This is a genomic window from Sphingopyxis sp. BE235, from assembly GCF_031457175.1.
Lineage (GTDB): Bacteria > Pseudomonadota > Alphaproteobacteria > Sphingomonadales > Sphingomonadaceae > Sphingopyxis.
On sequence record NZ_JAVDWC010000001.1, the window covers coordinates 408,073 to 432,679 of the forward strand.

Sequence of the window (24,607 nt, forward strand, 5' to 3'; positions counted from 1 at the left end):
GATGAACGAGGGTCAGCCCAGCCAGTTCAGGATGCCGGCGCCCGCCGCGGCGCCCGCGAGCGCGGTCAGGGCATAGCGCCACCAGCGCTTTTTCTCGCCCACGTCCCACATCAGCGCGATGTCGGGCAGCGGCGGGGCGGGCGGCGCGGCGCCCTTTTTCGGCAATTGCGCGTCGAGGCGGCGGATGATGTCGGGGATCAGCGCCAGCGTCTTGCCCTGTTCGCGCAAACCGTCGGCGAGCGCAGCCTCGGGGCCGAGTTCGTCGCGGATCCATTCGCTGACGAACGGGCCCGACACGTCCCACATATTGATCTTGGGGTTGAGCATCGTTGCGACGCCCTCGACCATCACCATCGTTTTCTGGAGGAGGAGGAGGTGCGGCTGCGTCTGCATGTCGAAATCGCGCGTGATCGCGAACAGCCCGTCGAGCATCTGCCCGACGCTGAGTTCGCTCACCGGCTTGCCGCGCATGGGTTCGCCGACCGCGCGGAGCGCCGTCGCGAACTCCTCGACATTATGATAGTCGGGCACATATTGCGCTTCGAAATGGATTTCGGCGACGCGGCGATAATTGCCCGTGGTCAGGCCATAGAGGATTTCGGCGAGCCAGTAGCGCGCCTGCCGGTTGATCCGTCCCATGATGCCAAAGTCCACCGCGGCGATCGTGCCGTCGGCTTTCACGAACAAATTGCCCTGGTGCATGTCGGCGTGGAAGAAACCTTCCGCAATGGCTTGCCGCAGGAAGGCGTTGACGAGATTCGCCGACAGCGCCTCCATGTCGTGCCCCGCGGCGATCAGCTGCTCGCGGTGCGAAATCTTGATGCCGTCGATCCAGTCGAGCGTCATCACGCGGCTCGCGGTGCGGTCCCAGTCGATCGCGGGGACCTGATAGGTCGGCACCCCGACCATCGCGTCGGCGAGTTCGGACGCCGAGGCGGCCTCGCGGCGGAGGTCGAGCTCGCGCAAGGTCCAGCGGCGGAAATTGGCGATCACTTCGCGCGGGCGCAACCGCGTCGCTTCGCCGCCGAGCGCCTCAAGATGCGCCGCCGCCCATTCATAGGTGTCGATGTCGCGCGCGAATTGCTTGTCGATGCCGGGGCGGCGGACTTTCACCGCGACCTTGCGGCCGTCGGTGGTGACCGCGCGGTGGACCTGCGCGATCGAGGCCGAGCCGACGGGTTCGGGATCGAATTCGCTGTAGAGGCTTTCGAGCGGCGTTTCGAAGACCGCCTCGATTTCCTGCTTGATGCGGTCGAAATCGACGGGCGCGAGTGCGTCCTGCAGGCTCAGCAAATTGCGCGCCGCTTCTTCGCCGACAAGGTCGGGACGCGTCGCAAGCGTCTGGCCGAGTTTCACCGCGGCGGGGCCGATCGCCTGAAATGCGGTGGCATAATCAGGGATTTTCGGCTGGATCGTGCCCAGCCGTGCAATCCGGCACAGACGCTTCACCCCCGCCGGCGTTTCGGGCGCAGCTTCGATCCCGCGCAGCGCACCGTGGCGCGCGAGGATGCGGCCCCATTTCAGCAGGCGCATTATGTGGATGACGGGACGGGTCAAGCTTTCCACCCGCTGTGGATCGCGACGAGGCCGCCGAGGATCGGCTCGACCTTCACTGCGGTGAAGCCGGCGTCGCGGATCATCTGCGCGAACTTGGGCATCGGCGGGAAGCGGCGGATCGATTCGATCAGATAGCGATAGCTGTCCTCGTCGTCGGCGATCAGCTTGCCAAGCTTGGGGACGAGGTGGTGCGAATAGGCGTCATAAGCCTGCGCGAAGCCCGGCCATTCGTTCGTCGAAAATTCGAGGCAGAAGAAACGCCCGCCATAGCGCAGCACGCGGTGCGCTTCCCTGAGGGCCGCCGGGATGTCGGTGACGTTGCGGATGCCGAAGGCGATCGTATAGGCGTCGAAAAACTGGTCGGGGAACGACAGTTTCTCGGCATTCTGTTCGGACCAGACGAGGCTGTCGATGCCGCGTTCGGCCGCGCGTTCGACGCCGACGCCGAGCATGTCGGGGTTGATATCGGCGACGGTGATGCTCGCGCCGAAGCGCTCCATGCGAAAGGCGATGTCGCCGGTGCCGCCCGCCATGTCGAGGATCGTCTCGCCCTCGCGCGGCTTCACGCGGCGCACGAAGCGGTCTTTCCACAGGCGGTGCATGCCGCCCGACATCGCGTCGTTCATGATGTCGTATTTGCGCGCGACGCGGCTGAACACTTCGCCGACCATCGCGGTCTTCTCGCCCGCGGGAACCTGTTCATAACCGAAGCTGACGGTGTCGGGAGTGGCCATGGAGTGCGCGCCTTTGCGGGGGAGGAAGTGTGTTGCGTCGGCCTTTAGCCGGGCCTTGCCGTGCAGGCAAATGGCGCGTAGCCCGATGCGCGATATGCCCGAATTGCCCGAAGTCGAAACCACCGTCCGCGGCCTCGCGCCCTTCCTCGAAGGCCAGCGGCTGACCGCGGTCACCACCTTCCGGCCCGACCTGCGCCGGCCCTTTCCCGCCGACCTTGCGCAGCGGCTCACCGGCGCGACGGTCACGGGCCTGTCACGCCGCGCCAAATATGGTGTCATCTCGACCGACCGCGACGATCATATGATCTTCCATCTCGGCATGTCGGGGCGCTGGCGGACCGAAGGCGGCGAGGCGGGCAAGCACGATCATCTGCTGCTCGAAACCGCGGGACACCGGCTGTTCCTCCACGATCCGCGGCGCTTCGGGTCGGTCGACCTCGTCAGCGGCGATCCGCTGACGTTGTTCCCGGCGTTCGTGACGCTGGGTCCCGAACCTTTGTCCGAAGCCTTCGACACCGCCTATCTCGCGAAGGCGCTTGCCGGGCGCCGCGCGCCGATCAAGGCGATGCTGCTCGACCAGACGCTCGTCGCGGGGCTGGGCAATATCTATGTCTGCGAGGCGCTCAACATGGCGCGCATTGCGCCGACGAAGCCCGCGGCCGACGTATCGAAGGCGAAGCTCGCGGCGCTGGTGCCGGCGATCAAGGAGGTGCTGATCGCGGCGATCGCGGCGGGCGGCTCGACCTTGCGCGATTTCCTCAGCCCCGAGGGCGATCTCGGCTATTTCGCCAAGGACTGGCGCGTCTATGGCCGCGAGGGCGAGGCTTGCGAATGCGGCGGAACGATCGCGCGGATCGTCCAGAGCGGGCGCTCGACCTTCTTTTGTCCGAAATGCCAGCGGTAATGCGTTTGCTTTCCCGCAATAGGCATTGACCAAAAGGGCCAAGCTGGCTATGCGCGCACCCTTCGAGCAGGGTCCGGGTTACCGGAACCGGCCGTATCCGGACATTGATTCGCCTGTTTGCGCGATTCGGCTGCTCCGGTGACGCTGCGCTCCGACTGACTTAGACCGTTTGGAAACCGAGGAATTTATGGCCAATACGCCGCAGGCAAAAAAGCGCATCCGCCGCAACACCGCGCGCACCGTCGTGAACAAGAATCGCGTTTCGCGCATCCGCACGCTGGTGAAGAAGGTCGAAAACGCCGTCGCCGCCGGCGATAAGGACGCGGCCGCGACCGCACTCAAGGCGGCGCAGCCTGAAATGGCGCGCGGCGTTGCCAAGGGTGTGCTCCACAAGAACACCGTGGCACGCAAGTTCTCGCGCCTGACCAAGAGCGTGAACGCGATCGCCTGATTCGCTTCGTCCCGAAAGGGAACAAAAAGGACCCGCTGGCTTCATGCCCGCGGGTCCTTTTTTGCGTCGGATATTGTGACAGCGCGATGGCAATAGTGTTGCAGCGCGGTAAGTGACGGATTTACGGCGATTCGTTGTTTGGTCACCGGAATGACATATTTAAACTGTTGAAAAACAGTCATAAAATGACGTTCTGGCGCGATTCCGGCCCCCCTAGTGAGTCAAGATTTTTATTTCAGTATTTTTACACGGCCAGACCTTGATCGACTCGGCGCGGCCTGACTAGACAGGGTGCGTCGTCGGCCTTCGCCGGTGGCCGCCACATCGACATGATTCGCATCTTCTCGGGCTATCTGCCCCGGATAGTATGCCTGCGTCCTGCGCAGGCGACGAATCGGCGCGTGGTCGGCCGCCCGATCGTGCGGCGCGCGGGGACCTGAGGGGGCGGCACGGCGTGATAGAAAGCAGCAATCGGCATGGATATGACGCAAAGGGCGGAGCAATGAGCGGTGATGCCGCGACGCTCTGGCCGCGCGTGGCCGAAGGGCTGCGCCGCGACCTTGGCGTGCGTACCTTCGATCATTGGCTGAAGCCCGTGCGTTTTGCCGACTATTGCACGCTGTCGGGCGTGGTGACGCTCGAAACCGTCAGCCGCTTTTCGGCGAACTGGATCAACGAGCGTTTCGGTGACCGGCTCGAACTCGCATGGCGCCAACAGCTGCCCGCGGTGCGCGGCGTCACGGTGCGCGGCGGCGCTGCCGCCGACGATCGCGCCACGGTGCTCGCAGCCTCGCCGTTGCCGAGCTTTGACGCGCCGCCGCCGACACCCGCCGCCAATCCCGCGCTGCTGGGCTTCGACCCGCGCCTGTCGTTCGACCGCTTCGTCGTCGCGCGCAGCAACATCCTCGCCGCCAACGCCGCGCGCCGCATGGCGATGGTCGAGACGCCGCAGTTCAACCCGCTCTATCTCTGCTCGGGCACCGGGCAGGGCAAGACGCATCTCCTGCAGGCGATGGCGCAGGATTATGCCGCGGCGCACCCGACCGCGAACATCATCCTGATGTCGGCAGAAAAATTCATGCTCGAATTCGTCGGCGCGATGCGCGGCGGCGACATGATGGCGTTCAAGGCGCGGCTGCGCGCCGCCGACCTGCTGCTGCTCGACGATCTGCAGTTCGTGATCGGCAAGAATTCGACACAGGAAGAACTGCTCCACACGATCGACGACCTGATGACCGCGGGCAAACGCCTCGTCGTCACCGCCGACCGTCCGCCGGCGATGCTCGACGGGGTCGAGGCACGCCTGCTGTCGCGCCTGTCGGGCGGGCTGGTCGCCGATATCGAGGCGCCCGAGGATGATCTTCGTGAACGCATCATCCGCCAGCGGCTGACCGCGATGCCGATGGTCGATGTTCCCGACAATGTCGTCGCCTATCTGGTCAAGCATTTCACGCGCAACATCCGCGAACTCGAAGGTGCGCTCAACAAGCTGCTCGCTTACGCCGCGCTCACCGGCACGACGGTCGATATCGCGCTCGCCGAAGACCGGCTGGCCGAAAATGTCCGCACCGCGCGCCCGCGGATCACGATCGACGAGATCCAGCGTGCGGTCTGCGCGCACTACCGGCTCGACAAGTCCGAAATGTCGTCGAAGCGTCGCGTTCGCGCGGTCGCGCGCCCGCGCCAGGTCGCGATGTATCTCGCGAAGGAACTCACCCCGCGTTCGTACCCCGAAATCGGGCGCCGCTTCGGCGGGCGCGACCATTCGACGGTGATCCATGCGGTACGCACGGTCGAGGCACTGCGCGTCGCCGACAGCGAGCTCGACGCCGAGATCGCGGCGATCCGGCGCAGTCTCAACAGCTGATCCACAGACATATCCCGGGGATGTCCCCGGGGTTATCCACATCGTCGCGGGCCGTGAGGTCCGCTTTGGGGTGGTGAGCGGACGTTGCTTCCTTACGCTTCGTCATCCCGGACTTGATCCGGGATCCCGCTTTTTGAGGCATCGGCTGGCTTCGACCTCAAGCGGGACCCCGGATCAAGTCCGGGGTGACGAGAGTGTTGGAGTCCGCAACCGGTCGAAAGCGGATATCGCTTTGATGCCAACCAAAAAAAGGCCCGCCTTCCTTTCGGATGGCGGGCCTTTTGCTTTGGCTTGCGAGGCGGTTCAGCCCTTTTCGGGCGGCGCCACCGTGATCCGCACCCGCTCGCCCGAATTGCCGGGGAAGCCGGTGAACATCGCCTCGACGAGGTTCGGGACGAGCGCCTGCAGATTGTTGTCGCGCGACTGCGCCTCGGCATGGCCTTCGAACAGGCGCGAGCCGTCGGCCGCGCGGTTGATCTGGAGGTTCAGCCCGCTGGTGTAGACGGTGTAGCTGCTGACGTCGTTATAGCCGCCCCATCCCGGGCCGAACCCGCCCCACAGGAACGGGTCGCGATAGCCATAGACATAGCGGCGTCCGCCGCGGCCGCTGACGATCACCGGGCGATAGAAGCCGCGGCCATAATAGCCGCCGTAACCGCCGTACCAGGGGTCGCCGAAGCCGGGGCTCGACACGACGCGCTCACGCCCCTTGTCGACGCCATAATCCATGCGGACGATCAGGTCGGCGCGTTCGCCATTCGCCGCGGGGCGATAGCCATAGCGCGTCAGTTCGCCGGCGACGAGATTGGCATAATGCCCGAACTCGATGCCGCCCTGCAGCGCGGGGTTGCTCGCCTCGACGGTGAAGCTCTGGCCCTGCGGTGCGGGAAGCTGCGTCTGGAAGCGCGCGACATCGGCCTTGAACGGCGTCGCGCAACCCGCGAGCGCGAGCGCCGCGCCGGTCATCGCGGCCAGACCCAGCCGCCTAAGATTCATCTTGCTCATCGTCTTGGCTCCGTATTCGGGAAGCGCATATAGCCGCGCTCTCGTACCATAGACTACGCCGGTGCGACTTAACCTTGGTTGAACTCGTTTCATCGCATGGCGGTTCCACGACCCGATATGGGGTCGCGCGCCGCAAAAACAAGAAATTTCGCCTGCGAAACAGCGCGCTGTCAGCGGCACAGCCCCAGCGCGGCATAAGCGGCGTCGAGCGTCGGCTTGGCGAGCGCCGATGCGCGCGCCGCACCGGCCTCGAGCGCCGCGTCGATCGCCGCCGGGTCGGACTTGAGTTCGTTCAGCCGCGTCGCGATCGGGCGCAGCGTTTCGACGAGCAGTTCGCCGAGCGCGGGCTTGAACGCGCCGAAGCCTTGCCCGGCAAAGCGCGCGAGCACCTGATCGACGCTTTCGTCGGCCATCGCGGCATAGATGGCGACCAGATTGCGTGCTTCCGCGCGCCCTTCGAGCCCCGCGGCCTCGGACGGCAGCGGTTCGGCGTCGGTCTTCGCCTTTCGAATCTTCGCCATGATCGTGTCGGCATCGTCGACGAGGTTGATGCGGCTCGCATCGCTCGGGTCCGACTTCGACATCTTCGCGCTGCCGTCGCGCAGGCTCATGATCCGCGCCGCCGCCGCCGGGATCGTCGGTTCGGGCAGGGTGAAGGTCTCGGTGGCCGTGTCGAGGTTGAACTTGGTTGCGATGTCGCGCGCGAGCTCGAGATGCTGCTTCTGGTCGTCGCCGACGGGCACATGCGTCGTCTGATAGATCAGCACGTCGGCCGCCTGCAGCACCGGATAGGCGAACAGCCCGACGCTCGCGCCCTCGCGGTTCTTGCCCGACTTTTCCTTGAACTGCGTCATCCGGTTGAGCCAGCCGATGCGTGCGGTGCAGAACAAGAGCCACGCGAGCTCGGCGTGCGCGGGAACGCGCGCCTGGTTGAACAGGATGGATTTCGCGGGGTCGATCCCTGCGGCCAGCAACGCCGCCGCCATTTCGCGCGTGTTCGCGGTCAGCTCGGCGGGGTCGTTATAGACGGTGATCGCGTGCAGGTCGGCGAGGAAATAGAGCTTCTCGCCCGGCATCTCGTCCTGCATGCGCACCCAGTTGCGGATCGCGCCCAGATAATTGCCGAGATGCAAATTTCCGGTGGGCTGGATGCCCGATAGCGTCCGCATGTCTTACTCCTCTGTCGCCGCCGGTTTGGCGCGCCGCCGCGTCAGCATGGCGACCAGATCCTTGTCAAGCGCGCCGACGAGGAAGGCGACGACGAAAAACACCGCGCCGCCTGCCGTACAGAGCGCCGCGAGCGACCAGATCCGCTCGAAAACGCCGCCGCCATAATAAGGCGCCATCATCGGCATCATCCACCACAGCAGCGCCGACATCGCCGCGACGGCGATCAGCTGGCGCGCGATGCGTCCGGCGAGCTTCGCGGTGAAATGGAACCAGCCGCGGCGGTGGAGCACGGTGTAGAGCAGCAGGCAGTTGAGCGACGCCGACGCCGCAGTCGCGCCCGCAAGCCCGACGATGCCATAATGTTCGACGACATAAAGGTTGATCGCGATATTGACGATCAGCGCCGCGAGCGCGGTCCACACCGGGGTGCGCATATCCTCGCGCGCGAAGAAGCCCGGATTCAAAATCTTGACGATGACATAGGCGGGAAGCCCCGCGACGAGTGCAGCGACGATCTGCGCCATGATCGCGCCGTCGGCCTCGGTGAACCGCCCGCCGACGAAGAAAGCGGTGACGAACGCCGGAGCACAGATCGCGAGCGCGGCGGCGGCGGGCAGCGTCAGCAGCGTCGCAATCTCGAACGCGTTGCCCTGCAATCGCTGCGCCTCGGCGGCGTCGCCCGAATGGATATGGCGCGACAGCATCGGCAGGATCGCGGTGCCGAGCGCGATGCCGACGATGCCGAGCGGCAGCTGGTTGAGCCGGTCGGCGAGCTTGAGCAGCGTGAGCGATCCCTGCGCCAGCGAGGTCGCGAAGAAGGTGTCGACGAACTGGCTGATCTGATAAATCCCCGCGCCGAAGGTCGCAGGCAGGATCAGCATGCCGAGCTTTTTGACCTCGGGCGTGAGCCGGGGCAGGTGCCAGTGCAGCTTCAGCCCGGCGCGGCGCACCGCCCACCACATATAGGCGAGCTGGACGACGCCCGCGATACTCACCGCGACGCACAGCGCTTCGGCGACGATCCGGTCGTCGCCCCCCGGACCGCGCAGCCACCATCCGGTGATGATGCCGCCGATCAGCACGATATTGAGCAGCACCGGCGCAAAGGCCCCCGGCGCAAAGCGCGAGCGGGCATTGAGCAGGCCCGACAGCATCGCGACCAGGCTGACCAGCGCCAGATAGGGGAAGGTGACGCGGCTCAGGAACACCGCGAATTCGAACTTGCCCGGCACCTCCTGGAAATCGCGCGCGAGCAGCCATACGATTCCCGGCATCGCGATCATCATCACGGCCGAAAAGGCGAGCAAGATCCAGAGGAAGACCGAGAGGACATCGTCGGCGAATTTCGCCGCCGCCGCCTCGCCGCCCCCCTCCGCGTCGGTGCCGTGGAGCGCGCGGCTGTATGTCGGGACGAAGGCGACCGAGAAGGCGCCCTCGGCGAACAGGCGGCGAAAGGTGTTGGGCAGCGTGAAGGCGAGCTGGAAGGCGTCGGCGGCGAGGCCGGCGCCCAGCACGCGGGCGAGCAGCATGTCGCGGGCGAAACCGAAGATCCGGCTGACCATCGTCAGCCCGCCGATCGTCCCGACATTTTTGATGAGGCTGCTCAACCCGTCAGCCCGCCCGAAAGGGGGTTAAGCCTGGCCGACCGGCGCGACGTCGCCCGCCTGCTCGGCTTCGACCTGCTGGACCTGCTGCATGAACAGGCCGTGGAAATCGATCGGTTCGAGCAGCAGCGGCGGAAAGCCGCCGTCGCGGACGGCATCGGCAACGACGCGGCGCGCGAAGGGGAACAGGATGCGCGGCGCTTCGGCGAGGAAGAAGGGCTGCAGCTGGTCGTCGGGGACGTTGCGCACGCCGAACAGGCCGGCGTATTTCAGGTCGATCACAAAGCTCGTGCCCGCATCGGTCTTCGACGTCACGTCGATCTTCAGCGTCACTTCGTACAGATTGTCGCCGACGCTGTCGGCCGCGATGTTGAACTGCACATCGACCTGCGGCGCGTCCTGCCACTGGTAAACCGCGGGGGCGTTCGGATTTTCGAACGACAGATCCTTCACATATTGCGAAATCAGGCCGATCGCCGGGCTCGTGTCCTCGCCATTGGGCTGCAGGGCGGGATTGTTGATGTCGGCGCTGGTCTCGTCAGCCATGATGAAGAAGCTTTCACTGAAAAGATGGAAACAATATCGGCATCCGCGGACCGTGTCGGAACCGCGGCGGACGGTTGCCGCGGCGCTTAGCAGCGCCCGGCGGCGAGCACAATGGCCGCCCTGTCGATCCTATAGTTAAGGGCGAATCGTTGACCCGCCGCGCGGCAGCGGTCATGGTCATTTGAAACTGAGGCGCGTATCGCCTATGTATCAACCACTATGTTTCTATTGCCCGCATTGGACTTTTGCCCGTGACCGCTTTTTCGATCGTCCTGCTCGCCATGATTGCCGCCTTCCTCGGCATGCGGCTCTACTCGGTGCTCGGCAAGCGCACGGGGCATGAGCAGGAGCCCGTGCTGCCGCGCGAGCGCACCGCCGCCTCGCCGGTCCGGCTCGACGAGAATGACGGGTCGCAGGCGCCCGCGACCGCACCGGCCGACACTTCGGGTCTCGTTTACGAACCCGCTGCCGAGGCGGGCCTCCGCCAGTTGCTGGCTTCCGACCGCAATTTCGACGCCGGCCGCTTCATGGAAGGCGCCGAAGCCGCGTATCGCATGATCCTCGAAGCCTATTGGAAGGGCGACCGCGACACGCTGCGCGACCTGTGCGACGACGACAGCTACGAAGCCTTCGCCGACGCGATCGCCGCGCGCGAAAGCCGCGGGGAAACGCTCGACAACCGCCTGATGGGAATCGATTCGGCCAAGATCACCGCGGTCGAACTGAATCGCAGCGAGGCGCGCGTCACCGTTCGTTACCACGCCGATATCAGCGCGGTGACGCGCGACGCCGACGGCAAGCTGATCGCCGGGTCGATGAGCGACGCGTCGCAGACCGACGATTTGTGGACCTTCCGCCGCCAGATCGGCAGCAACGACCCCAATTGGGTGCTCGACGAAGCCGAATCGGCCTGATCGCATGATCCGGGCGGTGGGGGCGCCGCGCGCGCGGACTTTCGGATTCGCGCTGCTCGCTACTCTGCCACTGCTTTCGGGTTGCGCGTCGGTGATTCCCGAGGCGGATAGCGGCCGTCCCGCGACCACCAGCCCTGCACCGCCGCGTCCGGCTGGCACGCCGCGCCCCTATATACCGCGCCCGTCTGAGGGCGCCGGCGCCGCCGCGCAGCCGATTCCCGCGACCCCACGAGCGGCGCTTCCCGCAACGCCCGTCCCGGCCGATGCGACGACCGCCGCTGCCAGCGGCGTTGTCGCGGGCCCCGATTTCGCGACGCTCGGTGTGACCGCCGAACAGGCGAGCGCGGCGCTCGTCGCGTTTCGGATCAGCTGCCCCTCGGTCCAGCGCCGCACCGACACCAGCGGCCTGACGCAGGGCGCCGACTGGACCGAAAGCTGCAACGCGGCGAAAAGCTGGAAGGACGGCGACGCTTCGGCCTTCTTCACCAACTATTTCGGCACCGTACAGGTCGGCGCCGGCACCGCCTTCGTCACCGGCTATTACGAACCCGAAATCGCCGGCTCGCGCACGAAGCAGTCGGGTTATGACGTCCCCATCTATCGCCGCCCCGCCGACCTGATCGAAGTCGACCTCGGCCAGTTCGCCGACGATTTGAAGGGCCGCAAGATTCGCGGCCGCGTCGATGGCAGCAATTTCACCCGCTATTATGACCGCACCGCGATCGAGAGCGGCGCGCTCGACGGGCGCGGGCTCGAAATCGCCTATGCCGCCGACGCCGCCGAATTCTTCTTCCTGCAGGTGCAGGGTTCGGGCCGCCTCCGCCTGCCCGACGGCGGCATCATGCGCATCGGCTATGATACGCAGAACGGCCGCGGCTATGTCGGCATCGGCAAGCTGCTGCTCGACCGCGGCGAGCTGCAGCGCGGGCAGGCGTCGATGCAGGGCATCCTCGACTATCTCCGCGCCGATCCGGTGCGCGGCGCCGCGGTGATGAACGAGAACCCAAGCTGGGTCTTTTTCCGCGAACTCACCGGCCCCGGGCCGCTCGGCGCGCTCGGCGTCCCGGTGACCGGCCGCGCGAGCGTCGCCGCCGATCCCAAATATGTGCCGCTCGGCGCGCCCGTTGTCCTCTCGCTCGACCGCGCCGAGCCCAATGGGCTGTGGATCGCGCAGGACACCGGCGGCGCGATCAAGGGCGCCAACCGCTTCGACAGCTTCTGGGGCGCGGGCGACGATGCGCGCGCGATCGCGGGCGGCATGGCGGGGCGCGGCTCGGCGCTGCTGCTGCTGCCGCGTGCCAGCATCGCACGGCTGATCCCGGCGCCTTGATGTGCCGCGGCGCCTCGCCCCCGAAGAAAGCGCGCTGTGGAAAAAGGTCGCGGCGACGGTAAAGCCGCTCGCCAAGGCGAAGGCGCCGTCCGCGCCCGTGGCGCCGCCGACCGTGAAGCCGCCGAAACCCACCCCGCGCGGCGTCGCGGTGCCCGCCGCCGCGCCGCGACCCGCGACGAAACTGCCGCCGCCGCGCCGTACGCACCAGGCGGCGACGCTCGACGGCCATTGGGACCGCCGCTTGCGCAAGGGGCTCGTCCGCCCCGATCTCAGCATCGACCTCCACGGCCATACACTCGCCTCGGCGCAGGCTTTGCTCGACGAGGCGATCGGGCGCGGGCTGATGCGCGGCGCGCGCGTGCTGCTGGTGGTGGCGGGACGTTTGCGTCCGGGGGCCGACCGCCTGCCGCAGATGCACGGCGATCCGCGCCCGCGCGGCGCGATCCGTGCTTCACTGCCCGACTGGCTGGCCTATTCGCCCTACGCCGACCAGATCGTCGCGCTCCGCCCCGCGCATATCAGCCACGGCGGCGCGGGCGCGGTCTATGTCATCCTGCGGCGCGCCCGCGAAGATTAGACGAAAGCGCGCATCAATATGCCGCGATAGATGGCGGTGAGCGTGTGCAGATCCTCGACCGCGACGGCTTCGTCGAGCTTGTGCATCGTGGCATTGGTCAGCCCGAACTCGACCACCGGGCAGAGCGCGTGGAGGAAGCGTGCGTCCGAGGTGCCGCCGGTGGTCGACATTTCGGGGCGCACATCGGTTTCGGCATGGATCGCCTCGGCGACCAGTTCGGACAGGTCGCCCGGCGGGGTCAGGAAGGCTTCACCCGAAATCTTGCCGAGCACCTTGGCATTGGGCTCGACGTCGTGCGCAAGACGCTCGATCATCGCGACGAGGTCGGCGCCCTTATGCCGGTCGTTGAAACGGATCGACAGGCGGGCGCGTGCCGACGCGGGGATGACATTGGTCGCGCCATTTCCGACCTCGACGTCGGTGAATTCGATGTTCGACGGCTGGAACCAGTCGTTGCCCGCGTCGAGCACGACCGCATCGATCGCGGCCAAAATCTTGACCAGCTTGGGGATCGGATTGTCGGCGAGGTGCGGGTAGGCGACATGGCCCTGCGTTCCCGGCACGTCGATCCAGATATTGACCGAGCCGCGCCGGCCGATCTTCACCATGTCGCCAAGCCGGTTCACCGACGTGGGCTCGCCGACGACGATCATGTCGGGGCGGACGCCGCGCGCGTCCATATGCTCCATCAGCGCGCGCGTGCCGAAGATCGCGGGGCCTTCCTCGTCGCCGGTGATGATCAGGCTGATCGTGCCCGCCTCGACCGGCGTCGCGGCCGCCGCAGCGACAAAGGCGGCGATCGAGCCCTTCATGTCGACCGCGCCGCGGCCGTAGAGCAAATCGCCGCGCACCTCGGGAGCAAAGGCATCGCCGGTCCAGCCGATACCCGGCGGCACGACATCGAGATGCCCCGCAAAGCCGAAATGCTTCGGCCCCTTGCCCGTCCGCACCGCGAGCAGGTTTTCGACGGGGCCGTCGGGTTCGATCCCGTCGATGAACCGCTCGACGGTGAAGCCGAGCGGGGTCAGCGCCGCCTCCAGCGTGTCGAACACGGCGCCCATGGCGGGGGTGACGCTCGGCGCGGCGATCAGCGCCTTGGCAAGCTCTACGGGATCGACGGTGATGCTCATGCCGCTCCCTTACTCCCTCGCGCGGCCGCAAGTCGAGGCTTTGCATCGCGCCGCCTTTGTGCGAAACAAAGTGGGAACAAAGCCACGAGGACTGCCATGCCCAAGCTCGATCTCGATACGATCCCGCAAACCAACACGACGGGCTATCCCGCGCCTTACGATGCGCCTGTGCAGGGCCGCTGGTACCGCCGCCTCGCGCCGCCGACGGGGCTCAGCGACTTCGCCGCGAGCCATGTCGTGCTCAAACCCGGTGCCTGGTCGTCGCAGCGTCACTGGCACGACGGCGAGGACGAGATGCTCGTGATGATTTCGGGCGAGGCGGTGCTGATCGAAGATGACGGACGCTGGCCGATGCGGCCCGGCGACATCGCGGTGTGGCCGAAGGGCAGCACCAACGGCCATCACCTCGTCAACGAATCGGGCGCCGACTGCGTCTTCGTCGCCTTGGGCGGCGGCAAGAAATACGACACCGGCGGCGGCTATTCGGACATCGACATGCTTTTCACGCCAGACGGCTATTTCCACAAGGACGGGACACCCTATCCGACGTCGCGGATTCCCTAGAGAATTCGGTAACTCAGCAGTGTGAAGCGGGCGGGTGCGGTCGCATAGACGCCGTGACCGCGCGCCGCCGGCGATCCGAAGACCAGCCCGATGCGGTCGATGTCGGCGAGTGCGGCCTCGATCGAGCCCGGCTTCGATCCGGCGGTTCGGCCCAGGACGGAAATCCAGTTCGGATCGTCGAGCCCGACGCTGATTTCATGTTCGCCCGGCGCGATTTCGCGCACCGTGGCGGCGGGGGCGTACCAGCGAAAATCTTCGTAGCGGCCCTTCGCGCTCCAATTGTCGCCGCGCCGCTGGAAATAGAGCGACACGGTGGCGGGAACATCGGGGCTTTCCTGCGGCACGAAGCGCGTGCCGGCCTGTGCATCGACGCGGTAGCGCACGACGATGCGGGCTTGCGGCGAGATCGGGCCGGGGCGGAAGGTGACATAATGGACATGGCCGGCGGCGGCGCTGCCGACGGGAAAGTCGAATTGCCACCCGGTACGTGTCGGCTGCGGACGCAGCGGCATGCCTTGCGAATAATTCTTGCCGCGAATGATCGGGCCGATCTCCCAGTCCGCCCCGCGCTGCGCCGCCGCCGGGCTGGTGGCGGGGAGCAGCAGGGCAAGGGCGATCAGCGCCGCGGTGACAGGATATCGCATAGGCCCGGAATAGCAGGCCGACATGGTCATGTCCTGAACGGCCGGTTCATCGCCGCGATAGCTTGGACTCAGCCCTCGACCGGACCCTCGAACTTCTCGATGATCCAGTCCTCGGCCTGCGCGCCGCCGATCCATTCCTGCATGCACGGATGGCTGATCACCGCCTGCGCATAGGCGGCGGCAAAGCGCGGCAGCGGGATCGAGTAAGTGACGAAGCGCGTGACGACGGGCGCGAACATGATGTCGGCCGCCGACCATTTGCCGAAAAGATAATCGCCGTCGCCGCCGAAGCGCGCGCGGGCCTCGGCCCAGATCTGGAAGATGCGGACGACATCGGCCTGCACTTCGGGGAGCAGTTCGGCGGGGGGGTAGATGCGCCGGATGTTCATGCTGTGGTTGCGGCGGAGCGCGGCGAAGCTCGAATGCATTTCGGCCGCCATCGAGCGCGCCATCGCGCGCGCCGCCATGTCGTCGGGCCAGAAACCTTTGGTGCCGCCGGTCTTTTCGTTGAGATAGTCGATGATCGCGAGGCTGTCCCACACGACGATATCGTCGCCGTCCCACAGGATCGGCACCTTGCCGCCCGACGGCGCGAACTCGTCGCCTTCGCGGCGGTTCGACCAGTCCTCGTCGTAAAGCGGGACGGTGACTTCCTCGAACGGCAGGCCGCTATGCTTGACCGCGAGCCAGCCGCGCAGGCTCCAGCTGGAGTATGCCTTGTTGCCGAGGAAGAGTTTCATGGTGTCTCCTTTAATCCCTCTCCCCTTGCGGGAGAGGGTTGCGCAGACTTGGCAGCTTGCTGCCTAGTCGTAGCTGGGAGAGGGGGTGTCAACGGTTGCGTGCGCACGCCCCCCCCTCCAGGTTCCGGTAGCGGACAAGTCCGCAACCTGCACCATCCTCTCCCGCAAGGGGAGAGGAGAAATTATGACTCGACCGCCTCCAGCACCGCGGTACGCAGCTCGGCGATGCCCATGCCCTTTTCGCTGCTCGTCGCGATCACCTGCGGATGCGCGGCGGGATGCTTGCGGGCTTCGGCCTCGGTCGCGGCCTGCACCGCTTCGAGTTCGGTCGCCTTGATCTTGTCGGCCTTGGTGAGCACGATGCGATAGCTGACCGCCGCGGTGTCGAGCATTTCGAGCACGTCGCGGTCGACGTCCTTGATCCCGTGGCGGCTGTCGATCAGCACGAGCGTGCGTTTCAGCACCGCGCGGCCGCGGAGGTAATCGTTAATCAGGAAACGCCATTTCTTGACGACATCCTTCGGCGCCTTGGCGAAGCCGTAACCGGGCATGTCGACGAGCCGGAAGATGAGCGGATCTTCGCCGACGTCGAAATAGTTGAGTTCCTGCGTCCGCCCCGGCGTCACCGAGGTACGCGCGAGCCCGTTGCGGTTCGTCAGCGCGTTGAGCAGCGACGATTTGCCGACGTTCGAGCGCCCCGCGAACGCGATCTCGGGCACGCTCGGCGGCGGCAGATGCTGGAGCGCGGGCGCCGATTTCAGGAACGCAATCGGTCCCGAAAACAGCTTGCGCGCGCGCTCCGCCCGTTCGGGGTCGGCCCCGGGTTCAAGTTCGACTTCGCTCACGTCGTCGGTGCCGCCTTCAGCTGCGGGAACTTGCGATACATCCACTGCTGCTGCGCGATCGACAGGATATTGTTGGTGATCCAGTAGAGCAGCAGACCCGCCGCGAACGGCGCCATGATGAACATGAACAGCCACGGCATGATCTTGAACACCTGTTGCTGCACGGGGTCGGTCGCCTGCGGGTTCAGACGGAACTGCAGGAACATCGTGATGCCCAGGATCACCGCGAGAATGCCGATGCTGAGGATCGACGGCGGGGTGAAGGGCAGCAGCCCGAACAGATTGAGAATGTGCAGCGGATCGGGCGCCGACAGATCCTTGATCCACAGGATGAACGGCTGGTGCCGCATTTCGATCGTCAGCATCAGCACCTTGTACAGCGCATAGAAGATCGGGATCTGGATCAGGATCGGCAGGCAGCCGGCGAGCGGATTGATCTTCTCGTCCTTATAGAGCTTCATCAGCTCCTGCTGCATCTTGGGCTTGTCGTCCTTATGGCGCTCCTGCAGCGCCTTCATCTTCGGCTGGACGAGGCGCATCTGCGCCATCGATCCGAACTGGCGCTGCGCGATCGGGAACATCAGCGCGCGGATGATCAGGGTCAGCGCCATGATCGCGACGCCGAAATTGCCGACCTGCTTGAACAGCCAGTCGAGCAGCTTGAAGATCGGCACCTCGAAAAATTCGAACCAGCCCCAGTCGATCGCGTTCGACAGGCGCGTGATGCCCTGATCGTCCTGATAGTGCGAGAGCGTGCTCACTTCCTTGGCGCCGGCAAAGACGCGGCTGGTGGTCGTGATCTGCTTGCCCGGCGCAACCTCGACAAGGTCGCGGGCAAAGGCGGCGCGATAGGCACCGCCCGGCAGCGAATTGAACGCGGCCGAGACCTTTTCGCCCTTCGCCGGAACCACCGCGGCGAGCCAATATTTGTCGGTGAAACCGAGCCAGCCCGCCGAGGTGTAGGAAACGGTGTTGTTCGCCGCCTCCTCGAGTTCGTCATAATTGGTGAAGTTCGACTTGCCGTCGAGATAGCCGGTCGGGCCAACGTGGATCGTCCAGCTGTCCTGCTCGTGCGGGTCGGTCGGCTTGCCGGTGCGGTCGATATAGGTGCCGCTGCGCACCGCGACCGGCGTCGCGCCGGTGTTGGCGATCGTCTGCTTCGCGGTGATCAGATAATCGCTGTCGATGCTATATTCGATGCGGAAGGTCTGACCGGCGCCGTTGGCCCAGCTCAGCGTGACCGGCGTCGTCGGGGTCAGTTTGGTCCCGTTCGCAGTCCAGACCGTGGTCGGACCCGGAACGACGACACCCTGCGCCGACCAGCCGATGCTCGCGAAATAGGCGGCCTTGGTGCCCGCGGGGGCAAAGAGGCGGACCGGCGGCGAATCCTTCTTGATCGTCTGGCGATATTTGCTGAGCGTGATGTCGTCGACGCGCGCGCCGACGAGGTTGATCGAGCCCTTGATCGCCGGGGTTTCGATCGGGATGCGGTTGCCGTCGGCGAGCACGGCCTCGATCGGGCGGATCGCTTGCGGTGCCGCCGTCGCCGGCACGCCGGGCGCGGGCAGCGCAGCGGGCTGGCCCGGCGCTGCGGCGGGTGCGGTGCCGCCCGGCCCGGCGACCGTCGTGGTCACATCGGGCTTGTCGGGGGTGGGGAAGAATTTCTCGGAGACGAAATTCCAGCCGATCAGGATGGCCACCGACAACAAAATTGCCGCGATCATGTTACGCTTGTCGTCCACGCTCTTCGGTCTCTCTTCGTATCAAAAAAGTCGGGGAATGCCGTTCAAGGAACGGGGTCGTAGCCGTGGCCCCCCCAAGGATGGCAGCGCAATAGCCGCTTTGTCGCCAGCCAGCCACCCTTGATCGCACCATGGCGCTGGAGCGCGGTGATGGCATAGGCGCTGCACGACGGCGAATAACGGCAGGTGGGCGGAAGGATGCGCGAGGGGCCGATTTGCCACCCGCGCGCGATCAGGATCAGCAGTTTCGCGATCATGCCGGTTTTACGAGCTTCTTCGCCGCGCGCTTCAGCGCCGAATCGAGATGCTCGCCAAGTTCGGCAAAGACGATGTCGTTGCCGCCCGGCCGGCCGATCAGGACATGGTCGGCGCCGGCGATGCCCGATTCGGGCAGGGCGGCGCGGCACAGTTCGCGCAGCCGGCGCTTCATCCGGTTGCGCGTGACGGCGTTGCCGACTTTCTTGCTGACGGTATAGCCGATGCCCAGCGAATCGTCGCCGTCGCCGCGCTGGCGGACGAGCAGGACAAAGCCGGGCATAGGAAAGCGAAGGCCGCGGTTGGCGGCCAGGAATTCGCTGCGTTTTGAAAGCGTTCGCACCAGTGTGACTGGCGCAGAAGCGTCAGCGATCAGGCCGACAGCTTCTTGCGGCCCTGGGCGCGGCGGTTGGCAAGAATCTTGCGGCCGCCGACAGTCGCCTTGCGGGCGCGGAAACCGTGGCGACGGGCGCGTACGAGGTTGCTCGGTTGAAAGGTACGCTTCATCGCGGTTGTCCCTAATTCTCGTCAAAGGCTTTAACAGAAAAGGGCCGCCAAACGTGGGCGGCCACTGATGGAGGCGCGGATAAGCGAGAGTCGGCGCAAAGTCAATCGCCATTGGCGCGGTTTTCGGTCGTTTCGCCATCGGCTGCCGCCAGCGCTTCGCGTTCGCGCCGCCGCGCCGCGCTGGTACGCCGCATCAACCGGTCGGTCCAGCCGGCATAGCGCGGGTGACGCCGCTTGAAGCGGACATAGACGCGCTTCGCCCACTCGCTGTTCTGCAAAGCCAGCATCAGTCCCGCGGGAAACAGGATGACAAAGCCCGGCCCCGGCAGCGGACCGAGCAAGGGCGCGGCGATCATCAGCAGGACGCCAAGCACGAACAGCGCCGTCCGCACCCGCGGGTTCGATCGCAATCGCTGGTAAAGGCTGCGTTTCGCCATGGGGGCGATGTGGGGAGGCTGCGGCGTGTTGCAAGGCTAAAGCAGCTTGGCGCGCGCGGGTTTATGATCGCACGCGGCGGTTTTGGGGTGGTGAGCGGACGTTGCTCTCTTTTTCGTCATCCCCGCGAAGGCGGGGATCCCGCTTGGCGACGGTGAGAGAAAAAGCGGGATTCCCGCCTTCGCGGGAATGACGGGGTTCGGTCATGGCTGCCTTCACGAACGCAGTCGCGACGACATTCAATTCAGCGTGACAAACCGCGCCATATCGTCGCGCGTCAGATAGCGAACGTCGTCGAACGGGGTGCTGTTGGTCAGCGCGTAAAATTCGCGCGCCTTCGCATCGTTCAGCCCCATTTCGCGGTAATAGCCGAGATATTCGGCGTGGACCGGGTCGTTCGCCGGATAGTCGTTCGCCTCGCGCCCATATTCGTCGGCCCAGCTGTGGACGCCGAATTCGGCGTCGGGCGCGGCGCGGCGGGTGACCCCGGCGAGCCACAGTTCGACCGCGCCCGAGCGGATCGAGCCGCCCGCCGGAACCACGGTTTCGAGCCCCGCGCGGCGGATTGCGCGCGCGAGGATCAAATTCGCTTCCTCGTCGAGGCTACCGGGGCAGTCGAGCATCTCAAGCCGCTTGAGACCGGGATAGGCCGCGAGCATCGCCGCGAACTGGCGCGGGGTGGCCGAGGTGACGTCGCCCGCCATCCGGACGGTCGCGCCGTCGATCACCGAAAAGGGACCGAAACGCGCCTTGGCATGGCCGAGTGTCGCGAGCGTGGCGGCGGGGGCGTAGCGGCGCGTCGCCGCGAAATCGGCATCCTCGGCGAGCGCCTCGTCATCCAGCAGCGCGGCGCCTTCGTCGATGACATCCTCATCGCTGTCGGCGACGCCGTCTTCGACGCCGGCATCGTCATAAGTCCACGTCACCGTCGTGGTGGTGATCGTCACGACCTGCTGCGCCTGCGCCGGCGCGAACGCGAGCACCGCCGCCAAAGCGGCGACGATGAGCGTGCGAAGGAAGGCCGACGGCGAAACCATAGGTCCGCCTTCGCGCGTGCGCGCCTATCAAATGGCGAACAGGCAGTGTCAGCGCGCCGTTAACCGCGATCCGGGACAATCGCGCTACAGCTCGCTTTCGGTGCCATAGGGTGTCGTGATCGCTTCGAGCAAATGGCCGTCGGGATCGGCGAAATAGACGCCGCGCCCGCCGAAATGGCGATTGATCTCGCCCGGCCGGGTTCGCGCGGGGTCGGCCCAATAGTCGAGTCCGCGCGCCGCGAGCCGGTCGATTACGCCGTCGAACTCGGCTTCGCTGACCAGAAAGGCATAATGCTGCGGCGCGACCGGTCCGTCCTTTTGCATGAAATCGACCGACACATGATTCGCGAGCCGGACCACCATGAAATGGAGGAAGGGTTCGGGCGGGTCGAGCGCGAACATCCCCGCCAGGAAGGCCGAGGACGCGCGCGTGTCGCGGCACCAGATGATCGTGTGATTGAGCTCGACCGCCATTGGCTTCCTCAATCGCGATCAGGTGCGCCGAGCGGGAAATAGGGACGATAGGGCCGCGCGTCCTCGACGCAGCGCGAGATTGTCGGATGCGCGAGCAGCCGCGCGCGATAGGCGCGCAGATTCTCGTATGTGTCCGGGATTCGATGAACCCAGTCGGCGTAGAAGAGCGAAGGCGCCGCAGCACAATCGGCCATGGTGAAGCCATGGGGCGTCGCCCAGCCGCCGCCCGCCAGCTCCTTGTCGAGCCAGCCATAGATGGTATCGAGCGCGGCCTTCGACTGCTCGACGATCATCGGGACGTGATTTTCGGGCCCGCGGATCGCGTCTGCGACGACCGCCTGCATCCGGCCCATGACATGATTGTCGAAGACGCGGTCGAACAGCCGGACTTTCAGCGCCGCATCGAAATCCGCCGGGATCAGGCGCGGTTCGGGCACCAGCCGGTCGAGATATTCGATGATGATCGACGATTCAAAATAGGGAATGCCGTCGTGAACGAGCAGCGGAAACTGCCCGACCGGCCAGTGCGCTTTCAGCTCGGGCATATGGTCCGGGAACGCCGGGTCGACCGAGCGATAGTCGAATTCGATCCCCTTCTCGTACAGCGCGATCAGCACTTTCCAGGTGTAGGAGGAGAAGGGGTGGCCATAAGTGATCAGCATCAATTACCATCCTTGCGCGTCAGCCAGGCGAGCGGCCAGCCGACGAAGAAAATATGCGGAAAGAGCGCGACCGCGCCTTTGACGAGGTCGGTCGGCGGGAAGGGCACTCCGAAGCGCAGCGGCAGCACGATCCCGTTCATGATGACATAGAGCAACAGCCCGTAGAGCGTGCCGGTGAGCCACCATGGCCATACGGTCAGCGCGGTCCAGCGCCGCGCGACAAAGAACCACGTAGCGACCATCGCGCCCATGATCGCATAATGCGTCGCGAGCCCCGCGATATCGCCCCCGATGCCCCAGCCGCGCGCGGCGTCGCCGAACGGCCCGCTCGCGACGGCGTGGAGCATCGAGGAGACGGTGCCCCCCTGCACGACGCTCGACACCGCCGCATAGACGATGTCGAGCGTGCCGCAGAGCAGCCAGGCGAAGAGCGCCGGACTACGCCGCGTCAACGGCTTCGCCCCGCACCGCGGCCTCGATCTTCGCGATATCGATCTTCTTCATCGTCATCATCGCCTCGAACGCGCGTTTGGCGGCCGCGGGGTCGCCCCCCATCGCCGCGTCGGTCAGCGCGCGCGGAGTGATCTGCCAGCTCAGGCCCCATTTGTCCTTGCACCAGCCGCACATGCTTTCCTGTCCGCCATTGCCGACGATCGCGTTCCACAGCCGGTCGGTTTCCTCCTGCGTGTCGGTGTGGACCTGAAAGGAAAAGGCCTCGCTATGCTTGAAGGCGGGGCCGCCGTTGAGCCCGACGCACGATATGCCGAGAACGGTAAAGTCGACCGTCAGCACGTCGCCCTCCTTGCCGCTCGGATTGTCGCCCGGCGCCTTGTGGACCGACCCGACCTTGCTGTCGGGGAAGGTCGCGGCATAGAAGTTCGCGGCTTCCTCGGCGTCCTTGTCGTACCAGAGGCAGAGGGTCACGGGCTGGCTTGTCGGTTGGTTCGTCATTTTCACTCTCCTTTGATCGGCGCGCCGATCGACCATTGATGGCCGAACGGATCCTTGATTTGGCCGTAACGGTCCCCCCAGAACATATTGTCGAGCGGCATCACCACCGTCGCGCCGGCGGCGACCGCGCGGTCGAACCAGGCGTCGGCGTCGTCGACGTGCAGGTGCAAGGTCACGCCATCGGGCTTGCCCGAGGGTTCGCTGACATATTCGGGAAATTCGTCGTGCATCATCAGCGACGCGCCGTTGATCGTCAGATGCGCGTGCATCAGCCGCACGCCATCGTCGGCGGGCATGCGCATATTCTCGGTCGCGCCGAACGCCTTGATGTAAAAATCGATCGCCTCGCTCGCGCGCTTGTCGGCGATGGCGATATGCGGGGTGAGTCCCGTCGTCGGGCCCTGGTTTTCCATCCTCTCTCTCCTTTGCTTATTTGCGCGGACCGACGAAGCCGACGGGCGCGCCCTGCGGGTCGATCGCGTTCATCGCATATTCGCCGCCGGGGATTTCCATCGGTTCGCTGGTGATCGTGCCGCCGTTCGCGGTCACCGCGGCGTGCGCGCGGTCGATGTCGTCGACGCCGATGTAGAAATTCCACACGGGCACCGGATAGCCCTCCATCAAGGGCATCACCGCGCCGATCATCACGTCGCCGCGCTGGACGAAGCGGTAGGCGCCGAGCGGCCCCATATCCATCTCGCCCTCCTGCCCCCAGCCGAAATGCTTTTTGTAAAAGGCGATCGCGGCGTCGGGGTCGCTGGTCGCGAGTTCGTTCCAGCGGACGTGCTGCGCTTCGGTGACCGAAAACACGCCGCCTTCCCCCGGTACGGCATCCTCGGGCGGGATCGGGTCCATGATATAGAAATGCGCGCCCTGCGGGTCGCTGACCATCGCGATGCGCCCGACGGGGAGGTCGGTCGCGGGCATATGTACCGCGCCGCCATCGGCCTTGATCGCATCGATAGCGGCATCGACATCGGCGACCTCGAGATAGCCGAGCCAGCCGGGGCGTGCGCCGCCCGCGAGCATATCGGCGCCCAGCGCGAGCACCCCGCCCGCGGTGCCGCCGTCGCTGCGCGTGATCATGCGGTAATCGACGCCGCCGGCCGCGGCGTCGTTCTGCGCCGCGATGGTCCAGCCGACGACGGCGCCGTAAAAGGACGCCGCGCCCGCGGGATCGGGGGTCATCAGCTCGTACCAGATGAAATTGGATGCCATCGTCTCTCTCCTCTTTCCTTGGTCTCAATAGGTCAGGCTGGGAAACCAGTCGCCGCGTCCCTCGGGCGTCATGTCGAGCAGGCCCCAGAGCGGATCGACAAGGTCGCCCGCGCGGTGGTGCTGGCCGGGATCCTCGGGCGCATAGGCCATCTCGCTCGCCCAGACGTGGCGGATCCTGGTCCCGTCCTTGCGGAACACGTTGAAGATCGTCTCGTCCCAATTCTCGCCGGGCTTCATCCCATGCTCGGCGCGCTTGGCGTCGGTCAGCTTCGACGTGTCGCCGAAATAATCGGCCGAATAGCGTCCATCGACGTCGGACAGAAAGATGAGGTGCGGCCAGCGCCGCTCCTTCGCCCAGGCTTCGAGCCGCGCGATCGGCGACTTGGCGACGATGTAGAGCGGCGCGCGCTGCCCGACATGACGCGCGCTGCCGTCGATCGCGTCGAGCATATGCGTGCACCCGTTGCACGGCTTGTCGCGCTCGGGCCCGAACATGAAGCTTTGCAGGATGATGCTCGGCTTGCCCTCGAACAGCCCGGACAGCTTCACCCGCTCGGGGCGCTCATATTCGCCGATACGTTCGAAGCTATAATCCTCGGGCACCGCGCCGCCCGGCGGCAGCGCGCGCCGCTTGGCGGCGACCGCCTCGATCTGGCGGCGCAGCGCGATTTCGTCGGCGAGCAGCTCGGCGCGCGCGGTGCGATAAGCTTTGCTCTCGTTCGGGAAGGACAGATGTTCCATGGC

At 65.9% G+C, this 24,607-nt stretch carries 30 protein-coding genes; 7 read left to right on the forward strand and 23 right to left on the reverse strand.

The features are described 5' to 3' along the window. Positions 1–12: 12 nt before the first annotated feature. Positions 13–1,557, reverse strand: a complete 1,545-nt coding sequence (gene ubiB / locus J2X38_RS01920) for a 2-polyprenylphenol 6-hydroxylase (protein WP_310250702.1) — start codon at positions 1,555–1,557, stop codon at positions 13–15. Next, the gene (locus J2X38_RS01925; RefSeq protein WP_058538694.1) at positions 1,554–2,291 is read right to left on the reverse strand and encodes a class I SAM-dependent methyltransferase; all 738 of its coding nucleotides are present in this window, start codon (positions 2,289–2,291) and stop codon (positions 1,554–1,556) included. The genes ubiB and J2X38_RS01925 overlap by 4 nt, the downstream gene beginning before the upstream one ends. A gap of 94 nt (positions 2,292–2,385) precedes the next feature. Between J2X38_RS01925 and mutM the strand changes: the two genes are divergently transcribed. The 3 genes from mutM (at position 2,386) to dnaA (ending at position 5,513) form a co-directional block, all read left to right on the forward strand. Next, entirely contained in the window at positions 2,386–3,195 is an 810-nt protein-coding gene (gene mutM / locus J2X38_RS01930; RefSeq protein WP_310252657.1) for a bifunctional DNA-formamidopyrimidine glycosylase/DNA-(apurinic or apyrimidinic site) lyase, read from the forward strand. Positions 3,196–3,382: 187 nt separating this feature from the next. Continuing rightward, a complete protein-coding gene (gene rpsT / locus J2X38_RS01935; RefSeq protein WP_037514171.1) occupies positions 3,383–3,646 on the forward strand; it encodes a 30S ribosomal protein S20 in 264 nt (87 codons plus the stop codon). 502 nt (positions 3,647–4,148) lie between these two features. After that, positions 4,149–5,513 (forward strand): chromosomal replication initiator protein DnaA, encoded by a 1,365-nt coding sequence (gene dnaA / locus J2X38_RS01940; RefSeq protein ID WP_310250707.1) that lies wholly within the window; start codon positions 4,149–4,151, stop codon positions 5,511–5,513. A gap of 303 nt (positions 5,514–5,816) precedes the next feature. Here dnaA and J2X38_RS01945 read toward each other — a convergent pair whose 3' ends face one another. The 4 genes from J2X38_RS01945 to secB all read right to left on the reverse strand — a co-directional run bounded on the left by J2X38_RS01945 (position 5,817) and on the right by secB (position 9,838). Continuing rightward, entirely contained in the window at positions 5,817–6,518 is a 702-nt protein-coding gene (locus tag J2X38_RS01945; protein WP_058538696.1) for a DUF4136 domain-containing protein, read from the reverse strand. 170 nt (positions 6,519–6,688) lie between these two features. Continuing rightward, entirely contained in the window at positions 6,689–7,687 is a 999-nt protein-coding gene (gene trpS / locus J2X38_RS01950; RefSeq protein WP_058538697.1) for a tryptophan--tRNA ligase, read from the reverse strand. Positions 7,688–7,690: 3 nt separating this feature from the next. Further along, on the reverse strand, positions 7,691–9,295 hold the full coding sequence (murJ, locus tag J2X38_RS01955) for a murein biosynthesis integral membrane protein MurJ (protein ID WP_310250711.1): 1,605 nt from the start codon (positions 9,293–9,295) through the stop codon (positions 7,691–7,693). Between the two features lie 24 nt (positions 9,296–9,319). Then, a complete protein-coding gene (gene secB / locus J2X38_RS01960) occupies positions 9,320–9,838 on the reverse strand; it encodes a protein-export chaperone SecB (protein ID WP_058538698.1) in 519 nt (172 codons plus the stop codon). A gap of 251 nt (positions 9,839–10,089) precedes the next feature. Here secB and J2X38_RS01965 point away from each other — a divergent pair, with 251 nt between their 5' ends. The 3 genes from J2X38_RS01965 to J2X38_RS01975 are packed head-to-tail and all read left to right on the forward strand — an operon-like array spanning position 10,090 to position 12,659. After that, positions 10,090–10,752: a Tim44/TimA family putative adaptor protein gene (locus J2X38_RS01965; protein ID WP_137893901.1), complete on the forward strand. Its 663-nt coding sequence runs from the start codon at positions 10,090–10,092 to the stop codon at positions 10,750–10,752. 4 nt (positions 10,753–10,756) lie between these two features. Continuing rightward, on the forward strand, positions 10,757–12,082 hold the full coding sequence (locus tag J2X38_RS01970; protein ID WP_310250716.1) for an MltA domain-containing protein: 1,326 nt from the start codon (positions 10,757–10,759) through the stop codon (positions 12,080–12,082). 1 nt (position 12,083) lies between these two features. Then, complete coding sequence (locus J2X38_RS01975) at positions 12,084–12,659, forward strand: Smr/MutS family protein (RefSeq protein WP_058538700.1); 576 nt, start codon at positions 12,084–12,086, stop codon at positions 12,657–12,659. Here the strand turns inward: J2X38_RS01975 and dapE are convergent. Then, on the reverse strand, positions 12,656–13,789 hold the full coding sequence (dapE, locus tag J2X38_RS01980; RefSeq protein WP_310250722.1) for a succinyl-diaminopimelate desuccinylase: 1,134 nt from the start codon (positions 13,787–13,789) through the stop codon (positions 12,656–12,658). The two genes, J2X38_RS01975 and dapE, sit on opposite strands and share 4 nt — an antisense overlap. A gap of 96 nt (positions 13,790–13,885) precedes the next feature. Here dapE and J2X38_RS01985 point away from each other — a divergent pair, with 96 nt between their 5' ends. Beyond that, positions 13,886–14,353, forward strand: coding sequence for a cupin domain-containing protein (locus J2X38_RS01985; RefSeq protein WP_137893895.1), 468 nt, complete (start codon positions 13,886–13,888; stop codon positions 14,351–14,353). Here J2X38_RS01985 and J2X38_RS01990 read toward each other — a convergent pair. From J2X38_RS01990 to J2X38_RS02065, 16 genes are all read right to left on the reverse strand, one after another. Further along, complete coding sequence (locus J2X38_RS01990; RefSeq protein WP_310250725.1) at positions 14,350–14,997, reverse strand: hypothetical protein; 648 nt, start codon at positions 14,995–14,997, stop codon at positions 14,350–14,352. The two genes, J2X38_RS01985 and J2X38_RS01990, sit on opposite strands and share 4 nt — an antisense overlap. A gap of 68 nt (positions 14,998–15,065) precedes the next feature. After that, entirely contained in the window at positions 15,066–15,737 is a 672-nt protein-coding gene (locus J2X38_RS01995; RefSeq protein WP_310250727.1) for a glutathione S-transferase family protein, read from the reverse strand. A gap of 182 nt (positions 15,738–15,919) precedes the next feature. After that, on the reverse strand, positions 15,920–16,582 hold the full coding sequence (gene yihA, locus J2X38_RS02000; RefSeq protein ID WP_310250729.1) for a ribosome biogenesis GTP-binding protein YihA/YsxC: 663 nt from the start codon (positions 16,580–16,582) through the stop codon (positions 15,920–15,922). Continuing rightward, positions 16,579–18,324: a membrane protein insertase YidC gene (gene yidC, locus J2X38_RS02005; protein WP_310250732.1), complete on the reverse strand. Its 1,746-nt coding sequence runs from the start codon at positions 18,322–18,324 to the stop codon at positions 16,579–16,581. Before yidC ends, yihA begins: the two co-directional genes overlap by 4 nt. Before the next feature lie 44 nt (positions 18,325–18,368). Continuing rightward, entirely contained in the window at positions 18,369–18,581 is a 213-nt protein-coding gene (gene yidD / locus J2X38_RS02010) for a membrane protein insertion efficiency factor YidD (RefSeq protein ID WP_093510225.1), read from the reverse strand. Next, complete coding sequence (rnpA, locus tag J2X38_RS02015; RefSeq protein WP_310250736.1) at positions 18,578–18,922, reverse strand: ribonuclease P protein component; 345 nt, start codon at positions 18,920–18,922, stop codon at positions 18,578–18,580. The genes yidD and rnpA overlap by 4 nt, the downstream gene beginning before the upstream one ends. 29 nt (positions 18,923–18,951) lie before the next feature. Continuing rightward, positions 18,952–19,086 carry a 50S ribosomal protein L34 gene (rpmH, locus tag J2X38_RS02020; protein WP_039570342.1) on the reverse strand — a complete coding sequence of 45 codons (135 nt, stop codon included), beginning with the start codon at positions 19,084–19,086 and terminating at the stop codon, positions 18,952–18,954. Positions 19,087–19,187: 101 nt separating this feature from the next. Next, the gene (locus J2X38_RS02025) at positions 19,188–19,523 is read right to left on the reverse strand and encodes a PGPGW domain-containing protein (RefSeq protein ID WP_058538709.1); all 336 of its coding nucleotides are present in this window, start codon (positions 19,521–19,523) and stop codon (positions 19,188–19,190) included. A gap of 237 nt (positions 19,524–19,760) precedes the next feature. Continuing rightward, the gene (locus J2X38_RS02030) at positions 19,761–20,558 is read right to left on the reverse strand and encodes an alpha/beta hydrolase (RefSeq protein ID WP_137893885.1); all 798 of its coding nucleotides are present in this window, start codon (positions 20,556–20,558) and stop codon (positions 19,761–19,763) included. 84 nt (positions 20,559–20,642) lie between these two features. Then, positions 20,643–21,032: a VOC family protein gene (locus tag J2X38_RS02035; RefSeq protein ID WP_137893883.1), complete on the reverse strand. Its 390-nt coding sequence runs from the start codon at positions 21,030–21,032 to the stop codon at positions 20,643–20,645. Between the two features lie 8 nt (positions 21,033–21,040). After that, positions 21,041–21,694: a glutathione S-transferase family protein gene (locus tag J2X38_RS02040; protein ID WP_310250743.1), complete on the reverse strand. Its 654-nt coding sequence runs from the start codon at positions 21,692–21,694 to the stop codon at positions 21,041–21,043. Next, entirely contained in the window at positions 21,694–22,146 is a 453-nt protein-coding gene (locus J2X38_RS02045) for a hypothetical protein (RefSeq protein WP_310250746.1), read from the reverse strand. The genes J2X38_RS02040 and J2X38_RS02045 overlap by 1 nt, the downstream gene beginning before the upstream one ends. Beyond that, a complete protein-coding gene (locus J2X38_RS02050; RefSeq protein WP_058538714.1) occupies positions 22,133–22,645 on the reverse strand; it encodes a VOC family protein in 513 nt (170 codons plus the stop codon). Before J2X38_RS02050 ends, J2X38_RS02045 begins: the two co-directional genes overlap by 14 nt. A gap of 2 nt (positions 22,646–22,647) precedes the next feature. Further along, positions 22,648–23,058, reverse strand: a complete 411-nt coding sequence (locus J2X38_RS02055; protein ID WP_037517040.1) for a glyoxalase/bleomycin resistance/extradiol dioxygenase family protein — start codon at positions 23,056–23,058, stop codon at positions 22,648–22,650. Between the two features lie 16 nt (positions 23,059–23,074). Beyond that, positions 23,075–23,863, reverse strand: a complete 789-nt coding sequence (locus J2X38_RS02060) for a VOC family protein (RefSeq protein ID WP_310250751.1) — start codon at positions 23,861–23,863, stop codon at positions 23,075–23,077. Positions 23,864–23,887: 24 nt separating this feature from the next. After that, entirely contained in the window at positions 23,888–24,604 is a 717-nt protein-coding gene (locus J2X38_RS02065; RefSeq protein ID WP_310250753.1) for a DUF899 family protein, read from the reverse strand. Between the last annotated feature and the right edge of the window lie 3 nt (positions 24,605–24,607).

What these genes read in the sequence shown, in the direction of transcription:
- J2X38_RS01990 (WP_310250725.1), bottom strand. Translation starts at nt 14,997, where the DNA reads ATGCGATATCCTGTCACCGCGGCGCTGATCGCCCTTGCCCTGCTGCTC.
- J2X38_RS02040 (WP_310250743.1), bottom strand. Translation starts at nt 21,694, where the DNA reads ATGCTGATCACTTATGGCCACCCCTTCTCCTCCTACACCTGGAAAGTG.
- secB (WP_058538698.1), bottom strand. Translation starts at nt 9,838, where the DNA reads ATGGCTGACGAGACCAGCGCCGACATCAACAATCCCGCCCTGCAGCCC.
- J2X38_RS01995 (WP_310250727.1), bottom strand. Translation starts at nt 15,737, where the DNA reads ATGAAACTCTTCCTCGGCAACAAGGCATACTCCAGCTGGAGCCTGCGC.
- J2X38_RS01945 (WP_058538696.1), bottom strand. Translation starts at nt 6,518, where the DNA reads ATGAGCAAGATGAATCTTAGGCGGCTGGGTCTGGCCGCGATGACCGGC.
- J2X38_RS02060 (WP_310250751.1), bottom strand. Translation starts at nt 23,863, where the DNA reads ATGGCATCCAATTTCATCTGGTACGAGCTGATGACCCCCGATCCCGCG.
- J2X38_RS02050 (WP_058538714.1), bottom strand. Translation starts at nt 22,645, where the DNA reads ATGACGAACCAACCGACAAGCCAGCCCGTGACCCTCTGCCTCTGGTAC.
- J2X38_RS02030 (WP_137893885.1), bottom strand. Translation starts at nt 20,558, where the DNA reads ATGGTTTCGCCGTCGGCCTTCCTTCGCACGCTCATCGTCGCCGCTTTG.
- J2X38_RS02055 (WP_037517040.1), bottom strand. Translation starts at nt 23,058, where the DNA reads ATGGAAAACCAGGGCCCGACGACGGGACTCACCCCGCATATCGCCATC.
- J2X38_RS02035 (WP_137893883.1), bottom strand. Translation starts at nt 21,032, where the DNA reads ATGGCGGTCGAGCTCAATCACACGATCATCTGGTGCCGCGACACGCGC.
- dnaA (WP_310250707.1), top strand. Translation starts at nt 4,149, where the DNA reads ATGAGCGGTGATGCCGCGACGCTCTGGCCGCGCGTGGCCGAAGGGCTG.
- yidD (WP_093510225.1), bottom strand. Translation starts at nt 18,581, where the DNA reads ATGATCGCGAAACTGCTGATCCTGATCGCGCGCGGGTGGCAAATCGGC.
- J2X38_RS02065 (WP_310250753.1), bottom strand. Translation starts at nt 24,604, where the DNA reads ATGGAACATCTGTCCTTCCCGAACGAGAGCAAAGCTTATCGCACCGCG.
- J2X38_RS01925 (WP_058538694.1), bottom strand. Translation starts at nt 2,291, where the DNA reads ATGGCCACTCCCGACACCGTCAGCTTCGGTTATGAACAGGTTCCCGCG.
- J2X38_RS01970 (WP_310250716.1), top strand. Translation starts at nt 10,757, where the DNA reads ATGATCCGGGCGGTGGGGGCGCCGCGCGCGCGGACTTTCGGATTCGCG.
- J2X38_RS01985 (WP_137893895.1), top strand. Translation starts at nt 13,886, where the DNA reads ATGCCCAAGCTCGATCTCGATACGATCCCGCAAACCAACACGACGGGC.
- J2X38_RS02025 (WP_058538709.1), bottom strand. Translation starts at nt 19,523, where the DNA reads ATGGCGAAACGCAGCCTTTACCAGCGATTGCGATCGAACCCGCGGGTG.
- rpsT (WP_037514171.1), top strand. Translation starts at nt 3,383, where the DNA reads ATGGCCAATACGCCGCAGGCAAAAAAGCGCATCCGCCGCAACACCGCG.
- trpS (WP_058538697.1), bottom strand. Translation starts at nt 7,687, where the DNA reads ATGCGGACGCTATCGGGCATCCAGCCCACCGGAAATTTGCATCTCGGC.
- rpmH (WP_039570342.1), bottom strand. Translation starts at nt 19,086, where the DNA reads ATGAAGCGTACCTTTCAACCGAGCAACCTCGTACGCGCCCGTCGCCAC.
- dapE (WP_310250722.1), bottom strand. Translation starts at nt 13,789, where the DNA reads ATGAGCATCACCGTCGATCCCGTAGAGCTTGCCAAGGCGCTGATCGCC.
- mutM (WP_310252657.1), top strand. Translation starts at nt 2,386, where the DNA reads ATGCCCGAATTGCCCGAAGTCGAAACCACCGTCCGCGGCCTCGCGCCC.